Genomic DNA, 14,065 nt, shown 5'->3' on the forward strand with positions numbered 1-14,065 from the left:
GACGCCACGGGCCTGCGCTTGGGATCGCGTATTCATTAGCCTCCCGCGTTAGGTCCTCGTCTCAACTTGCTCTAAATTCGCAATCCTCAGCTACTTTCCGAGGCATTCAGCCAGCGCTCGAAGGAAGATTCAAATTGGGAGAGGGCGATCGGGTGCAGGGCCTCAGTAGAGGTTGCCCTTTGCCGCTCGGCCTTCGTGTTGTAGCCCCAGTCCGCTAGAAATAGCGTGACGGATGCGAGGTCGGGTTGGGTTTGGATGGCGGTCAGGGTGGCCAGCCGATCTTCAACAAACCAAAGGTTGCCAAAGCCTCGAGCTTTCAGCTGTCGGAGCGTTTCGGCTTTGGATTGTTTGCAATCTTTTCCGTACAGGGCGTCGGACGGTAACGCGATGCCCGCCTGGAACAGCAGCGCCTTTACAAATCGACTTTCCTTGGTTGTGATGATAAAGATGGGCAGCTTTGCGGAAATCCAACGATCGAGCTGAGCCACGACGCCAGGATAAAAGCAGTGGAGCGCCAACCAGCTTTCTAGGTCTGACTCGATCCAGCGATCGCGCAGGCTATCGACCTGGTACCCGATTTCGCGCCAATCTAGGTCTTCTTGAAGCAATAACTGCGATCGAATTGCGGGCCAATCGAGCAGAATGTCTGCTTCGGCCCAACCTCGGTCTAGCGCCCTCAGGACCAAAGGCATTTCCCACCCGGTTTCCACGACAGGCCGCAGCCTTCCAAAGGTTGCTTCCCAGGTTGGCGGACAATCTTCAGCGGTGTGGGGCCATATTTGACGGTAAGCTCTGAGCGAGGTCTGAAAATACTCTCGCAGCCCGTTGCAAATTACGCCATCGAAATCTAAGGCTAATGCATCTGGCTTCAATTTTTTTATCGCTCATTTACGTTAAAACTGGGGCGAAAGGATTCGAACCTCTGAATGGCTGGACCAAAACCAGCTGCCTTACCACTTGGCGACGCCCCAATGCATTCGCTTGATAATTGTAGCAACAGTTTCCCGCATGCTGTCAAGTTTTTTCGAGGATTTGACCAGAGTGCTGAGGGCTTCGGGCTAAAGTAAAAGACAACTTCACCTTCTTTCGCAATGGTCGCTCAACCTACCTCGGAAATGTACGGTCCCGTTTTTTCCCAAAAAATCAGCCTTTGCGCGATCGTCAAAGACGAAGAAACCTTGCTGCCGCGTTGCTTGCAAAGCGTCCAAAACATTGTGGACGAGACGATCGTGGTCGATACGGGGTCGACGGACCGCACGGTGGAGATCGCGCGGCAGTTTGGCGCAACGGTCTACCAACATGCCTGGAATGACGATTTTGCAGAGGCCCGCAACGAATCGCTGCGGCGCGCCAAAGGAGACTGGATTCTGGTGCTCGATGCCGATGAAACCTTCATTCCAGGTTGTTTCTTAGAACTTCAGCGGGCGATTTGCTCTCCCGATTGCCTTGCCGTGACGCTGCTGCGCCAAGAGATCGGCGCGCAGCAAAATCCTTATTCTTTAATTTGCCGCCTGTTTCGCCGCCACCCCCAGCTTCAGTTTCAGCGGCCCTACCACGAAACCATCGACGAAAGCGTCGCCGCGCTCATGGCCCGCGAGTCCCATTGGACGGTTGTTTCTCTGCCCACGCCGGCGATCGCCCACGATGGCTACAGTCCTGAAGCGATCGCCCAGCACCGCAAGTCAGAGCGCGCCGAGCGCATCATGAGCCGCTACCTGCAAGCCCACCCTCAAGATGCCTACATCTGTAGCAAACTGGGCGCGCTTTACGTTTCTCAAGGACGCAATCCCGAAGGGTTGGCGCTCCTTCAGCAAGGTTTAGCCCTTCAGCCCGAGGCCCCTGCCATTGCCTACGAGTTGCATTACCACTTGGGGCTTGCCTGCGCCGCAAACCATCAGCTCGACCTTGCCCAACAGCATTACGAGCAGGCATTGGCTGCAAAATTCCCCGATGTCCTGAAACTGGCCGCTTATATTAACCTGGCTGCCCTTTACAGCGATCGCCACGCTTGGACTGAGGCCGAAGCGCTGCTGACCCGTGCGTTAAAGATTCAGCCCGAATGCGCGATCGCCCACTACAATCTCGGCTTGATTTACAAAGCTCAAGGCAACTTCAGCGCGGCGATCGCGGCCTATCAAAAGGCGATCGCCCTCCAGCCCAATTCTGCTGAGGCCCATCAAAATCTGGGCGTCGTTTACTTCAAGCAGGGGCAAGTACTCGAAAGTCTGGCCGCGTTTCAGCAGGCGATCGCTCTGCACTCGATCGATAACCCCGCCGAAGCCCAGCGACTCCGACAGACCCTTGCGGATATGGGTTGGCAGGTCTAGCGTCCGACTTATGCTTAATGCTGGGGCTGTCAAAAGAACTTCAATCCTGACTGACTCATTCGCTGCTGATTTTTTCCCGCAATTCCTGAATCGCGGTTTCACTGTCATACAATTCCCTCGCTCTGAAGATTCGATTCCGAGGTTAAGTTGCCCCGCCAAGGCCGTGATTTTGGCCTCTAGTTGGGCCACATTTGACCGCTCCGGGGTCAGCCTGAACGAATTGTTAGGTCTCACTTGATAGCCGTTTCCTCCAGAATCGTTTCTCGACCGCTCTAACATTGGGTTCATCCGCAAGTGTCAAGAGGTAATTGCCCAGTTGGGATAGTTCTGTGTCTGAAATGTCCCCAAAGAATGGCTTTACTCGTACTAAATTGCCGTAATGTTTGGCTATGACTCAGCGTAGAGCCTTGTGGATGAAGTCCAAACTGCCAGATGAAAACGCGTCTTGACCTTTGACAGAAAATTTTCAAGCTCAGGCCGTTTATACACGGAGTAGGGGCCAACTTCAAAATCAGGATTGCGGTCTAACGAGTCTTGCGTTCCATAAATAAGAGTCTCATCTAGATCTAAAACTAAAAGCTTCATAAGAATTTCAGCATGAACTCTAACAATATATCTGGGGCACAGTGACAGCGCTTCTCATCCCCATCAGTGACGGATATGCAGCCAGAGGATAGTGGCAGGGTGGTAAGTTGAATATCCAGATCAACCCCACCCCATCAACTACCCAGCAGCGATAGCTGAGTCTATAACCTAGTCCTCAGACCCAAGAACAGAGGGATCTTGGGTCTGTCCGTTTCTGAAATAATCGCTCGTTCAGTAGGACGATATATTCGTTTAGGCTTCTTCTCCTGGCGTTTTCACCACGATGTTCTCAAATCGAGAGAAGTGTCTGCGATCGAAGGTATAGGCTGTGCTGAGCTGTTGCTGAACCATCCAGGCCAGATTATAGGCATCGATAAAATCTACATTCTTCGCCGCATAGTTCGTTGCCGCATCGATTAACAAGTCGGCTTCGGCAATCTCTAGCCCCGGCGTATTCAGAATCGCCAACACGCGATCGCGGATTTGCTCGCGGGACAGCCCATAAAACGAAGTCAGCGTCCAGACAATTTCTGCAATCACAAGGGAGGTCGTGACCAAAACGACTTCTCCGAGAGCGGCGCGTTGCAGCAGATCTTCAACCCGATCCGCTTTTTCAGGAATATCGTTAGTCAGATACCGCAGGAAGAGGTTGGTATCGATAAAGGCACGCTCAATCGCCATCCGGTGCGCTCCGGTAGGCCCGACGGTCTAGAACCTCCTGGCGAATGGCGTCAAAGTCTTGGGGTTCAGACACCGGAACGCTGCCCCGAAAATCCGACAGGTTTTTTCTCAGGGGTTGCAGAACTACTTCGTCGCCCCGGCGCACAAAAGCAAGGCGATCTCCTTCTTGTAGGTTCAACTCCTGACGAATGAGGCGAGGGATCGCAATTTGCCCTCGTCGTCCAACTTTACTAACATTCATAGAATAAGTCCTAAAGTTGACTAGCAAAACTTATTTTGCCTGACGCTTTCATTTTAGTCTGATCGCAATCGCAACGACTGATTTCAATAACTGAAATCTCAAAGCTTTTACCAGCAGTTTCCCCAGAAGGATGGCATTTGCTAAAACTGGTCTGGGCACAAATCTTTTGACGCACGATCCCACAAATGCCTCAAATGTAAATTAAATGTAAAGGTTTGCTCAGAACCATCGCTCGGCCTCAGCGCTTGACGCCTCTCTAACGCTGCCATAGCGGTCTTCTGGCCAAAATTTGTGACTCAAAAGGGTTGAAAGGCTCTCTGAGTAAGCATTTATACTCAGGTGAAAAACTCAGAGATTGTTTCTATAATTTATGAAGCAAATCATAAAGAATCGTAAACATTTGTTTTGATTGCGATTTTTCTGCGGTTCGACCGGGGCGTTTGAGTTCTAGTCGAATTTCCGCTCTTAAACCATTTATTTTGTAAAGTCTTTTTATTGGAGAGTCCATCCATGACCATAGCAATGGGGCGCGTGCCAGAGAGAGGCGTCTTCGACGTCATCGACGACTGGCTCAAGCGCGATCGCTTCGTCTTCGTGGGCTGGTCCGGGCTACTGCTGTTCCCCTGCGCCTTCATGGCCTTGGGCGGCTGGCTCACCGGCACCACCTTCGTCACCTCGTGGTACACCCACGGATTGGCCAGCTCCTACCTCGAAGGAGCCAACTTCATTACTGTTGCCGTTTCTACTCCCGCAGACACCATGGGTCACTCCCTCCTGCTGCTGTGGGGTCCTGAAGCTCAAGGTAACCTGACCCGCTGGTTCCAGCTCGGTGGGTTGTGGCCGTTTGTCGCCTTTCACGGCGCCTTTGCCCTGATCGGCTTCATGCTGCGCCAGTTTGAGATCGCGCGCTTGGTGGGGATTCGTCCTTACAACGCGATTGCCTTTTCTGCACCGATTGCCGTGTTCGTCTCGGTGTTTTTGATGTACCCGCTCGGTCAATCGAGCTGGTTCTTTGCCCCCAGCTTTGGGGTGGCCGGTATTTTCCGATTCATTTTGTTTATTCAAGGGTTCCATAACTTCACCCTCAATCCGTTCCACATGATGGGCGTGGCAGGGGTGCTCGGTGGAGCGCTGCTGTGCGCGATTCACGGCGCGACGGTGGAGAACACGCTGTTTGAAGATGGGGAAGATTCCAACACCTTTGCGGCGTTCACCCCGACGCAGTCGGAAGAGACGTACTCGATGGTGACGGCCAATCGGTTTTGGTCTCAGATTTTCGGGATTGCGTTTTCGAACAAGCGCTGGCTGCACTTCTTCATGCTGTTCGTGCCAGTGACGGGATTGTGGATGGCATCGATTGGGATTATTGGGATTGCGCTGAACCTGCGCTCCTATGACTTCATCAGCCAGGAAATCCGGGCAGCGGAGGACCCTGAATTTGAGACGTTCTACACCAAGAACATTCTCCTCAACGAAGGTCTGAGAGCTTGGATGGCTCCTCAAGACCAACCCCACGAACATTTTGTATTCCCTGAAGAAGTACTCCCTCGCGGTAATGCTCTCTAAGGGTCTAACCTCACGTAGCTAACTTGTTAGCTCAGAATGCCCCGCAGGTCGCTGCGGGGCATTTTATTGCGCGGGCAATTTTGACCCAGCAAAGTCGGCTGCGGTCAAAGCACAGGCGAGTCGGTTTCGTACAGCCCGGATCGCCCTAATGCCGACTCTCCGTCTTTTGTGGGGCGCGATCGACATCCGCATTCGTCTAGGATCGAGCAACCTCAATGCATGATTAGAGAAAGATGAGCTTTAAATTGGGTTGTGCCATCTGGGCCTATAAAGGCTGGATCGGAGATGTGTTTCCGCCTGGAACTTCGGCTTCAAAATTTTTGCAGCTCTACAGCCAACGGTTTGCGACCGTTGAATGCAATGCCACGTTCTATTCCGTCCCTGCTGCTGAGACGATCGCCAGATGGGTGCGAGAGACGCCCTCTGGATTTGAGTTTTGCCCCAAGTTTCCCCGCAGCATTACCCATGAAGGCGCGCTTCAGCCCAAAATCGATGATGCCCTGAGGTTTATTGCCCTGATGCAGGGTTTGGGCGATCGCCTCGGCCCGCTGTTCGTGCAGCTTCCGCCCAACTATGGCCCTCAGTCGTTTTCAGATTTAGAAGCCTTTCTCAAGGGGTTGCACGCCTGCGGGGTGCCTTTGGCCCTAGAGGTTCGCCATCCTCAATGGTTTAATGCTGCCCCAACTACTTCCCTTAATTCACTCCTTCAATCCCTATCGATAGGCCGCGTCTTGCTGGACAGTCGCCCCGTCTACGAGTGCGATGACAACCCAGAGCAGACCGCCGCACGGCGGAAACCAAGGCTGCCCCTCCAGCCTGCGGTCACGGCCCCTTTTGCCTTTATTCGCTACATCAGCCATCCCGATCGATTCCTGAACCGCGAATTTATGATGGGTTGGGCTTCCGATCTTCAAAACTGGTTGCAGCAGGGGAAATCCATTTATCTCTTCGTTCACTGCCCCGTTGAGGAACATTCTCCCCAGAACGCGCGTTATTTTCAACAGTTGTTAGAAGAACGATCCGTTCCGATTCCGCCACTAGAATGGGAAATCGCTCCACCGCCCCCCGTTCAACTCGACCTATTTTAGACTGTGCTATGGGGCGGAGTGCAGCCTTAGGCCAAACCGCAGATTAGTAGCAAAGCGCGCCAGGAGGAACAAAATGTATTCGAAAGGACACAATGGTGGTAGAAAGGACGTAGCCACAGCAGTTGGGGTTAAAACATGATCGAAGTTGAGCACTTGAGCAAAATATATGGCTCAACGACTGCCATTAATGACGTCACGTTTCGGGCCGAACCCGGAGAGATTTTAGGACTACTGGGGCCAAACGGCGCGGGTAAAACCACGACGATGCGGATTTTATCCGGGTACCTCCCCGCCAGCGACGGAACCGCCAGAGTTGCGGGCTATGAAGTCCACGAAAGCCCGATGGCGGTGCGGCAGCGAATCGGGTACTTGCCCGAAACGCCGCCCCTCTACACGGAAATGACTGTCGAAGACTATCTCAACTTTGTGGCTCGAATTAAGGGCGTTGCGGCGGGCGATCGCGCGATTAAAATCGCCTCCGCCATCAAGCGCTGCAACCTCCAAGAAAAGCGCAAGGTCCATATCCGAAAGCTCTCCAAGGGTTTCCGGCAACGGGTGGGCATTGCCCAGGCGATCGTCCACGATCCGCCCGCGATTATTTTGGACGAGCCAACTGTGGGTCTCGATCCGCGCCAAATTATTGAGGTGCGCAACCTGATTAAAAATCTGGGAGGACAGACGACCGCGATCTTGTCCACCCACATCCTGCCGGAAGTGAGCATGACCTGCGATCGCGTGGCCATCATCAATCGGGGTTGCGTGGTGAGTTCCGGTACGCCGGAGGATCTCATGCTTCAGCTCTCTGGAGGAATGCGCTACGAGCTGGAAGTAGAGGGCGATCGCGGTCAAATTGCAGAGCGGTTGCAGCGGGTGGCAGACCTGAGCGACCTAGACTGGCTGGCGGCAGACGGGCTGCCAGCCCAGCGCCATCGGCTGCGCGTGAGTACTGAAACCAACGCAGACTTTGGGAAACAGTTGGCCGAAGTTTTAGTCTCAGAGCAGATCGGCCTTTACGAAATGCGGCGAGTCGGCGCTAGCCTAGAGGATGTATTTTTGCAGCTCACCACCGAAGAAAAAGCAGTGGATTCGGCGAGTGAAATTGCGCCTGCTGCAACGCCCGCCGAGCCAACGCAACTCGAACCCGCTTCAGAACAGTCAGAGGAAACAGCATGATTACGGTACTGGCCAACATTGACGCCATCTTCCGCAAGGAGCTTCAGGGCTACTTTAGGTCGCCGCTGTCCTACATCATTGCTGGATTTTTCTGGATTTTGACCGCTCTGTTTTTAGTGTTGGTCTCTCAACAAGTGATTCAGTATGCCGCTCAAAATGACGTGGGGCGACAAATGGGCCAGGGGGGCGGTGCGCCGTTGGACGTGCCCACCTTAATCTTGCAAAACTTTTTGTCGGTGATGGGTTCGATTCTGCTGTTTATCTTGCCCGTGCTGTCCATGAATCTCTATACCGAGGAGCGCAAGCGGCATACGCTAGAGCTATTGGCCACCTCGCCAATTACCAACTGGGCGGTCGCCTTGGGTAAGCTGATGGCGGTGCTGGCCTTTGTCGTAACGCTGATCGTTCCCATTGCGATCTTGGAGCTGTTTTTGTTGAGCGCTTCCAAACCTGCATTTCCGCTCCCAATCTTCTTTGTGGGCCATCTCGGCATTCTGCTGCTAGCGGCGGCGGTGCTGTCCTTGGGAATGTTTATTTCGTCCCTCAATGACAGCGCAATTTTGGCGGCGTTTTTGACGTTCGTGTTAGTGCTGGTGCTGTGGATTCTGGATTTTTTGGGCCAAACCGTCAGCGGCACGGGTGGAGAAGTATTAAAGCATCTCTCGCTGCTCAAGCACTATACCAGCCTCACGCAAGGGGTGTTAGACAGTTCTAGCGTCGTTTTGTTTTTGAGCTACGTAGGGCTCGGGCTATTCTTGACCGCCCAGTCCATCGATCTGATTCGCTTTCAGCAGTCCTAGCAGGCAGCGATTTAAATTGAGGTGCGAACTCGATTCTAAAGCCGCAAACCCCTTGGAACGAGCGGCTTGCCGATATAAAGGTAGGAAAATTCTGTGGCAAAAAGTTTGATACCAAAGCTAAATCTAAGCCCAAAGCTAATCGATCCGCTGTTTTGGGTGGGCCTTGGCTTGGCGATCGCCGGGGGTAGCGCCAGTTTAGTCTCTGGGGCGTGGTCTCCCGTGGGGATTGGGTTAGTTGCGGCGGGACTGGTGGCGATCGCCCTGTGGCTGATCCTGCGCTGGCTCAATGCCAGCGATGCCAGCGCGCCTTGGTGGCGGCAGCGCTCCGTACAGGCGGGCACCAATGCCCTCCTGACGACGGTGGCAGTGTTTGCTATCTTAGGCAGCATCAACTTTTTGGCGGTGCGGGTGCCGAGTCAAATCGATTTCACGGAGAACCAGCAGTTTTCTTTGGCTCCCCAAACCAAGCAGTTGATTCGATCCCTCAAGCAGCCCGTAAAAGTCCGCGTTTTTAGCAACCAGCCTACCCCCGTGCAGCAGTCGCTGCTAGAGCAGTACCGCCGTCAAAATCCAGACCGCCTCAGCTTCGAATTTATCGACCCTCAAGCTCAACCCGGATTGGCCGAAAAGTACAAGATTCGGACGCCGGGAGAAGTGGTGCTGGAAACGGGCGATCGCACTCGAACCCTCGAAGGAGAACTCAACGAAACGAACCTGACCCCGGCAGTTGCTTCTCTGCTGCGCGATCGCAAATTGAACGCTTACATCCTGCAAGGCCACGACGAAGCCCCCATCAACGGCGGTCAGGGCAACCTAGACGCTGCCGTCACGGAACTCAAAAAGCGAGACTTTAACGTCAACGTCCTCAACCTTCTCGCGCAAAAGCAGATTCCGGCAGATGCTAACGTGCTGATCGTCGCAGGGCCAAAGCGAGCCTATCTGGATGGAGAAGTCAAGCTGCTCCAAAACTATCTCAAAGACGGCAAATCCTTGATGCTCATGCTAGACCCTGGCGTCAAAACGGGCCTCGAGCCGCTGCTCGAGGATTGGGGCGTTACCTTAGACAATCGCGTGATTGTCGATGCGTCTGGATCGGGTCAGCTCTTAGGGCTGGGTCCTGCCATTCCCCTAGTCGTGCAGTATGGCAACCACCCGATCGCGAAAGATTTTGGTGAAGGTCCATCCTTTTTTCCCCTCGCGCAAGCGGTGACGGTAACGCCGCCTTCTGCTGACGTGCAAGTGACCGATTTGCTCAAGACCAGCCCTCAAAGTTGGGCAGAAGCGGACTCTAAGCAAGAGAAGCTTCAGTTCGACGCGGCTCGCGATCGCCAAGGTCCCCTCACCATAGGGGTTGCCCTCACCCGCACCTTTGAATCTACGCCCACCCCCGTTGCGGATAAGACCAAGCCAGAGGCTGCGGCAAAGCCGTCTCCTGCTTCTAAGGTGCAGGCCAAGATGGTCGTCATCGGCGATTCTGACTTCGCGACCGTCGGCAACCCCCAAGTGATCAACAGCGACCTGTTTCTCAACGCGGTGACTTGGCTGGGGAGCGGCCCGGAAGATCCGAGCCTGTCGATTCGCCCTAAAGAAACGAAGGATCGCCGCATCGAGCTGAACCCGACCAACTGGCGATTGTTGATCGTGGCCGGTTTGGGCTTTTTGCCCTTGGCTGGCTTTGGGACGGGCGCTTATCTGTGGTGGAGACGCCGATGAAAATCAAGTCGAGTACCATTGCTCTTTTGGCGATCGCGCTCCTGCTGGCGGGGGGGATCTACGTTTGGGATCGCTCCCGTTCCGAGCAATCCCAAACCACCGACGCCCAAAAAGCAGGAAAGTCCCTGTTTGCGCTCAAAGAAACCGATATTACCCAGCTCACCATTCAGTCTAAGAACCAAACCTTGAAGCTAGAAAAAACGGGCAAAGCCTGGAAGTTGACCGCACCCAAAGCTGGCCCCGCTGACGAAGGGACCGTTACCTTTTTGTTGAATCTTTTAGCTACGGGCACCAGCGAGCGGACGCTTCAGGCCGAGCCAGCCCAGCTCGAGGAATTTGGCCTCGATCGACCTGCTGCCACCGTTTCCCTCCAGCTCCAAAACCAGACAACCCATCGACTCGTTTTGGGAAAGCAAACCTTTAACCAGAGCGCGGTGTACGCCCAAGTCGATCCAGGTGTTGCTGCCAAGAAGGCCGATGTTGTCTTGATTCCTACGGGCTTTTTAGACGCGATCGATCGCCCCCTGGCTGAGTGGCAGGCTAAGCCTGCTTCGCCCAAGCCTTCCCCATTGCCCAAGCCCAAACAACCGTAGCGCCCTTGACTGCTGGACCTCAGCATTTAACCTCCTGTCCGTCCGGTAAAGTGGCGCCGCACAGGGCGGTGTTGCTGAACTTGATATTGCTGACCGTGGCCGATTGTAAATTAGCCTGTTTTAAGTTGGCACCTGATAGGTCTGCGTTCGTCAAATTTGCGTTTGTCAAATTTGCGAGAAATAAATTGCTTTTGAGCAACATAGCGCCCGTTAGGTTGGCATTGCTCAAATCTGCCTGCCTGAAGTTGACGCCCGTCAGGTTTGCACCTGAGAGGTTTGCTCCGCTGAGGTTCGCGCCACTGAGATTGCTATCGCTGAGATTGCTATTGCTCAAATCGTTCCCGCGCAAGTCTACTTTTTGAAGGTTTATCGCGCGCAGATCGGCACCGCTTAATTTCATGTCTCTGAGGGTTGCGCCAGCGAGTTTGCTGCTGCGAATTTTCGAATCGGTCAATTCGCTGCCGCTGAGGTCAGCCCCTCTGAGGTTGCTTCTGACTAAAGCGGCTTCGCGAAGATTGGCTTCGCGCAGGTCTGCCAAAGCCAGATTTGCGCCGCGGAGATTTGCACGGCTGAGATTCGCTTTTTTGAGATTTGCACGGCTGAGATTTGCGCGCTTTAAATCGGCGTCGCTCAGATCGGTCTCTGCCAGATAAGCGCTGCTCAGGTCGACACGATTTAAGGCGGTTTGCTGCAAATGGGCGTTGCGCAGATCGGTCGCTCTCAAACTCGTCCGGGTCAGATCTGAGCCGTTAAAGTTCGCGTTTCTCAGATCGCTAATGAAGAAACTAGACTTTTGCAAGTTGGCTCGCGCGAAGTTCGCATTGCTAAATACGGCGTCTTCCAGGATGGCTCCGAGCAAATTAGCATCGGTTAAGTTGATGTATCTCAGATCGGCACCGCTTAAATTTGCGCCTGTCAGGTTCGCACCCATCAGATTGCGACTGGCTTGGGTCTGAGCGGACACCAACGGGATGAGTTCGGCGTTGCCGAAGTCGATAGTGCCGGGCTGGCGCAAAAACGGACTGGATCGCTCGAAGGTAGACCTGTTCTCAAGCCTGTCAGCGTTAGCCAACTCGGTGACGTGCGTTTTTTGCAGGTCGATCTGTTTGAGATCGGCCTGGCTCAACTCGATCGCTGCAAGTCCCGACGCAAATTGCTCCGGGCCACCCACACCCCGATTGACCAACAGCCAAACCAGCCGCCATTTAGCGGCAAGCGTCGTGCGATCGCTCAGTCGGGCATTTTTCAGAAAAGCCCCTTCTAATTTCGCATCTTCTAGATTGGCATCTTCTAAATTGGCATTGCGCAAATCCGACCCGCTTAAATTCGTGTTTTTGAGAAATGCACCCCTCAAATCGGCTCCATTCAGATTTGCGCCCGTCAGATTCGCACCCATCAAGTTGGCTTGGCGCAAATAGAATCCCTTTAAATTGGCATTGCGGAGATTGCAGCCGACGCATTGATGCGTTTCTTTAAGCCGCTCGAGCTGAATTCGGTTGGCCGCTCGGGCGCTCAGGGGGAGCGTTAGAGCGTATGTTAGAGCGCATACAATCGCGATGGCTGAGTACCGCATCGATCGAACTCCTGAGAGAATGCGATTGTGGATAGATAAGTGGATAGATAATAGAATATTCCCATTCCTGCGGTGGAATCCATGCAGCCAAACTCGAACTGGTTCGGCATTCAAACCCTCGCTTTAATTTTATGGGTTAGCAGCGCGCCCGTTCTTCTCGCTCAGAAAAGTTTTCAAGAGCGGTTGAAAGACTTTCAATACTGGTCGGATCTCTGCAATTTACAAACCGATGCAGGTACCTACGAAGAAGCTGTCAAATCCTGCGAAGGCGCGATCTCCCTCAAACGAAAAAATGCCGGAATTTGGGCCGATTACAGCGGCGCGCTCCTAAAACTCAAGAAATTTCCAGAGGCGATCGCGGCGGCGGATAAATCCCTCCAACTCGATGCCAAAACTTCCCTTGCCATCACCTACAAATGCATGGCCTTTCAATCCTTAGCGCGCTACGAAGAGGCATTGGATACCTGCACCCTTGCCCTGAAGGTCGATGGGAATTGGGGACGATTTTCGCCCGCGATCGCCTGGCGGCAGCGCGGAATTTTACTGAGCCGCCAAACCCAGTACGAGCAGGCCATTATTGCCTACGACCGGACGCTGTTGTTAGAACCCCAAGATTCCCTCACCTTGGCCTACCGCTGCGAAGCCTTCGTGCGACTGAAGCAGAATGAAGCGGCCATCGATTCCTGCGATCGCGCCTTGGCCGGGAACGGAAAATGGGGAGATAAATCGGCAGCGTTTGCCTGGACCAATCGCGGGCAGGCTCACCGTCAGCTCGACGCATGGGAAAAGGCGATCGCCGATTACGATCGGGCGATCGATATCGACCCCAACGATCCGATGACCTGGGCTGCAGAGGGTCTCGTGTTCGAGAATTTGGCCCGATTTAACGAATCGCTAACGTCCTACAACCGCGCCATTGCAATTAATCAAAAATTTTCTTTGGCCCTAGCCGGTCGGTGTGCGATGCTGAACCAACTCGAACAATACAAAGAAGCCTTAGAGGCCTGCGATGGCGCGATTCAGGGGGACGGAAATTGGAACGAGAAATTTCCGGCTCAAGCTTGGAATCAGCGGGCCAAAGCGCTAACCGGACTCCAAAAATATGAAGAAGCACTGGCGTCGGTCAATCGGGCGGTTGGCATGACCCCCACCTATCCCGAAGCTTGGAGCGATCGCGGTGCAATTCTGTGGTATTTGCAGAAGTACGAAGCAGCGCTGGATTCGACGCAACGGGCGATTCAACTCAATCCTAACTACGCCAAAGCGTGGCTGAATCAGGGCATTATCTTGAGGGCCATGGGGCAACAGCAGGAAGCCTTAAAAGCCTACGACGAAGCATTGCGGCTGAATCCGACCGATTCTGATGCCTGGGTAAACCGTGCCGTTGTTTTGCTGGATTTAGGTCAATTGAGTGCTGCCCTATCTTCAGTTGACAATGGGCTTCAATACAACCCGCAATCTTTTTTGGGTTGGTATAACAAGGGCGTTATTTTAGTCAAAATGCGAAGGTACGAGAACGCACTGGTTGCCTACGAGCGAGCAGCCAAGATCCAACCCAATAGCGCCAATGTCCTGACCGGATTCGGCATTGCGCTTTTTTTCCTAGAACGCTATCCCGAAGCAGTTTCAACCCTTCAAGCCGCGCTGAAATTAGATCCAAATCTCGGCCTCGCCCAAGAAGCTTTGAAGACGGCAATGGAACGCCAAACGCCCAAAAACTAAGCA

The 14,065-nt window shown here is 53.7% G+C and carries 13 protein-coding genes and 1 tRNA gene; 8 read left to right on the top strand and 6 right to left on the bottom strand.

The genetic code is table 11. The features are described 5' to 3' along the window. Positions 1-86: 86 nt before the first annotated feature. On the bottom strand, positions 87-872 hold the full coding sequence (locus R6H26_RS26260) for an HAD family hydrolase (RefSeq protein ID WP_404786828.1): 786 nt from the start codon (positions 870-872) through the stop codon (positions 87-89). A 27-nt stretch (positions 873-899) separates the two neighbouring features. Continuing rightward, positions 900-971, bottom strand: a tRNA-Gln gene (locus tag R6H26_RS26265). 120 nt (positions 972-1,091) lie between these two features. On the opposite strand from R6H26_RS26265, the gene R6H26_RS26270 reads away from it, so the two are divergent. Then, the gene (locus R6H26_RS26270) at positions 1,092-2,327 is read left to right on the top strand and encodes a glycosyltransferase (protein ID WP_404786830.1); all 1,236 of its coding nucleotides are present in this window, start codon (positions 1,092-1,094) and stop codon (positions 2,325-2,327) included. Positions 2,328-2,714: 387 nt separating this feature from the next. On the opposite strand, the gene R6H26_RS26275 is transcribed toward R6H26_RS26270, so the two are convergent. The 3 genes from R6H26_RS26275 to R6H26_RS26285 all read right to left on the bottom strand — a co-directional run bounded on the left by R6H26_RS26275 (position 2,715) and on the right by R6H26_RS26285 (position 3,834). Beyond that, positions 2,715-2,912 carry an HAD family hydrolase gene (locus tag R6H26_RS26275; RefSeq protein ID WP_404786831.1) on the bottom strand — a complete coding sequence of 66 codons (198 nt, stop codon included), beginning with the start codon at positions 2,910-2,912 and terminating at the stop codon, positions 2,715-2,717. Positions 2,913-3,164: 252 nt separating this feature from the next. Continuing rightward, complete coding sequence (locus tag R6H26_RS26280; protein ID WP_404786833.1) at positions 3,165-3,593, bottom strand: PIN domain-containing protein; 429 nt, start codon at positions 3,591-3,593, stop codon at positions 3,165-3,167. Continuing rightward, positions 3,583-3,834 carry an AbrB/MazE/SpoVT family DNA-binding domain-containing protein gene (locus R6H26_RS26285; RefSeq protein ID WP_404786835.1) on the bottom strand — a complete coding sequence of 84 codons (252 nt, stop codon included), beginning with the start codon at positions 3,832-3,834 and terminating at the stop codon, positions 3,583-3,585. Before R6H26_RS26285 ends, R6H26_RS26280 begins: the two co-directional genes overlap by 11 nt. 510 nt (positions 3,835-4,344) lie before the next feature. Between R6H26_RS26285 and psbD the strand changes: the two genes are divergently transcribed. The 6 genes from psbD to R6H26_RS26315 all read left to right on the top strand — a co-directional run bounded on the left by psbD (position 4,345) and on the right by R6H26_RS26315 (position 10,767). Then, positions 4,345-5,400, top strand: coding sequence for a photosystem II D2 protein (photosystem q(a) protein) (psbD, locus tag R6H26_RS26290; protein WP_404786501.1), 1,056 nt, complete (start codon positions 4,345-4,347; stop codon positions 5,398-5,400). Between the two features lie 233 nt (positions 5,401-5,633). Beyond that, positions 5,634-6,488, top strand: coding sequence for a DUF72 domain-containing protein (locus R6H26_RS26295; RefSeq protein ID WP_404786837.1), 855 nt, complete (start codon positions 5,634-5,636; stop codon positions 6,486-6,488). Between the two features lie 135 nt (positions 6,489-6,623). Beyond that, positions 6,624-7,661, top strand: a complete 1,038-nt coding sequence (locus tag R6H26_RS26300) for an ABC transporter ATP-binding protein (protein ID WP_404786839.1) — start codon at positions 6,624-6,626, stop codon at positions 7,659-7,661. Further along, positions 7,658-8,461, top strand: coding sequence for an ABC transporter permease (locus tag R6H26_RS26305; RefSeq protein ID WP_404786841.1), 804 nt, complete (start codon positions 7,658-7,660; stop codon positions 8,459-8,461). Before R6H26_RS26300 ends, R6H26_RS26305 begins: the two co-directional genes overlap by 4 nt. A gap of 93 nt (positions 8,462-8,554) precedes the next feature. Beyond that, positions 8,555-10,174, top strand: coding sequence for a GldG family protein (locus tag R6H26_RS26310; RefSeq protein WP_404786842.1), 1,620 nt, complete (start codon positions 8,555-8,557; stop codon positions 10,172-10,174). Beyond that, positions 10,171-10,767, top strand: a complete 597-nt coding sequence (locus R6H26_RS26315; protein WP_404786844.1) for a DUF4340 domain-containing protein — start codon at positions 10,171-10,173, stop codon at positions 10,765-10,767. Before R6H26_RS26310 ends, R6H26_RS26315 begins: the two co-directional genes overlap by 4 nt. Positions 10,768-10,786: 19 nt before the next feature. Here R6H26_RS26315 and R6H26_RS26320 read toward each other — a convergent pair whose 3' ends face one another. After that, positions 10,787-12,340 (bottom strand): pentapeptide repeat-containing protein, encoded by a 1,554-nt coding sequence (locus R6H26_RS26320; RefSeq protein WP_404786846.1) that lies wholly within the window; start codon positions 12,338-12,340, stop codon positions 10,787-10,789. Between the two features lie 81 nt (positions 12,341-12,421). Here R6H26_RS26320 and R6H26_RS26325 point away from each other — a divergent pair, with 81 nt between their 5' ends. Next, the gene (locus R6H26_RS26325) at positions 12,422-14,062 is read left to right on the top strand and encodes a tetratricopeptide repeat protein (protein WP_404786848.1); all 1,641 of its coding nucleotides are present in this window, start codon (positions 12,422-12,424) and stop codon (positions 14,060-14,062) included. Positions 14,063-14,065 lie beyond the last annotated feature (3 nt).

The sequence above is a fragment of the Altericista sp. CCNU0014 genome, from assembly GCF_044923475.1.
Taxonomy (GTDB): Bacteria; Cyanobacteriota; Cyanobacteriia; order Thermosynechococcales; family Thermosynechococcaceae; genus JAAURS01.

Coding starts and splice junctions, on each gene's coding strand:
- R6H26_RS26270 (WP_404786830.1), top strand. CDS start 1,092: ATGGTCGCTCAACCTACCTCGGAAATGTACGGTCCCGTTTTTTCCCAA.
- R6H26_RS26275 (WP_404786831.1), bottom strand. CDS start 2,912: ATGAAGCTTTTAGTTTTAGATCTAGATGAGACTCTTATTTATGGAACG.
- R6H26_RS26280 (WP_404786833.1), bottom strand. CDS start 3,593: ATGGCGATTGAGCGTGCCTTTATCGATACCAACCTCTTCCTGCGGTAT.
- R6H26_RS26285 (WP_404786835.1), bottom strand. CDS start 3,834: ATGAATGTTAGTAAAGTTGGACGACGAGGGCAAATTGCGATCCCTCGC.
- psbD (WP_404786501.1), top strand. CDS start 4,345: ATGACCATAGCAATGGGGCGCGTGCCAGAGAGAGGCGTCTTCGACGTC.
- R6H26_RS26295 (WP_404786837.1), top strand. CDS start 5,634: ATGAGCTTTAAATTGGGTTGTGCCATCTGGGCCTATAAAGGCTGGATC.
- R6H26_RS26300 (WP_404786839.1), top strand. CDS start 6,624: ATGATCGAAGTTGAGCACTTGAGCAAAATATATGGCTCAACGACTGCC.
- R6H26_RS26305 (WP_404786841.1), top strand. CDS start 7,658: ATGATTACGGTACTGGCCAACATTGACGCCATCTTCCGCAAGGAGCTT.
- R6H26_RS26315 (WP_404786844.1), top strand. CDS start 10,171: ATGAAAATCAAGTCGAGTACCATTGCTCTTTTGGCGATCGCGCTCCTG.
- R6H26_RS26320 (WP_404786846.1), bottom strand. CDS start 12,340: ATGCGGTACTCAGCCATCGCGATTGTATGCGCTCTAACATACGCTCTA.
- R6H26_RS26325 (WP_404786848.1), top strand. CDS start 12,422: ATGCAGCCAAACTCGAACTGGTTCGGCATTCAAACCCTCGCTTTAATT.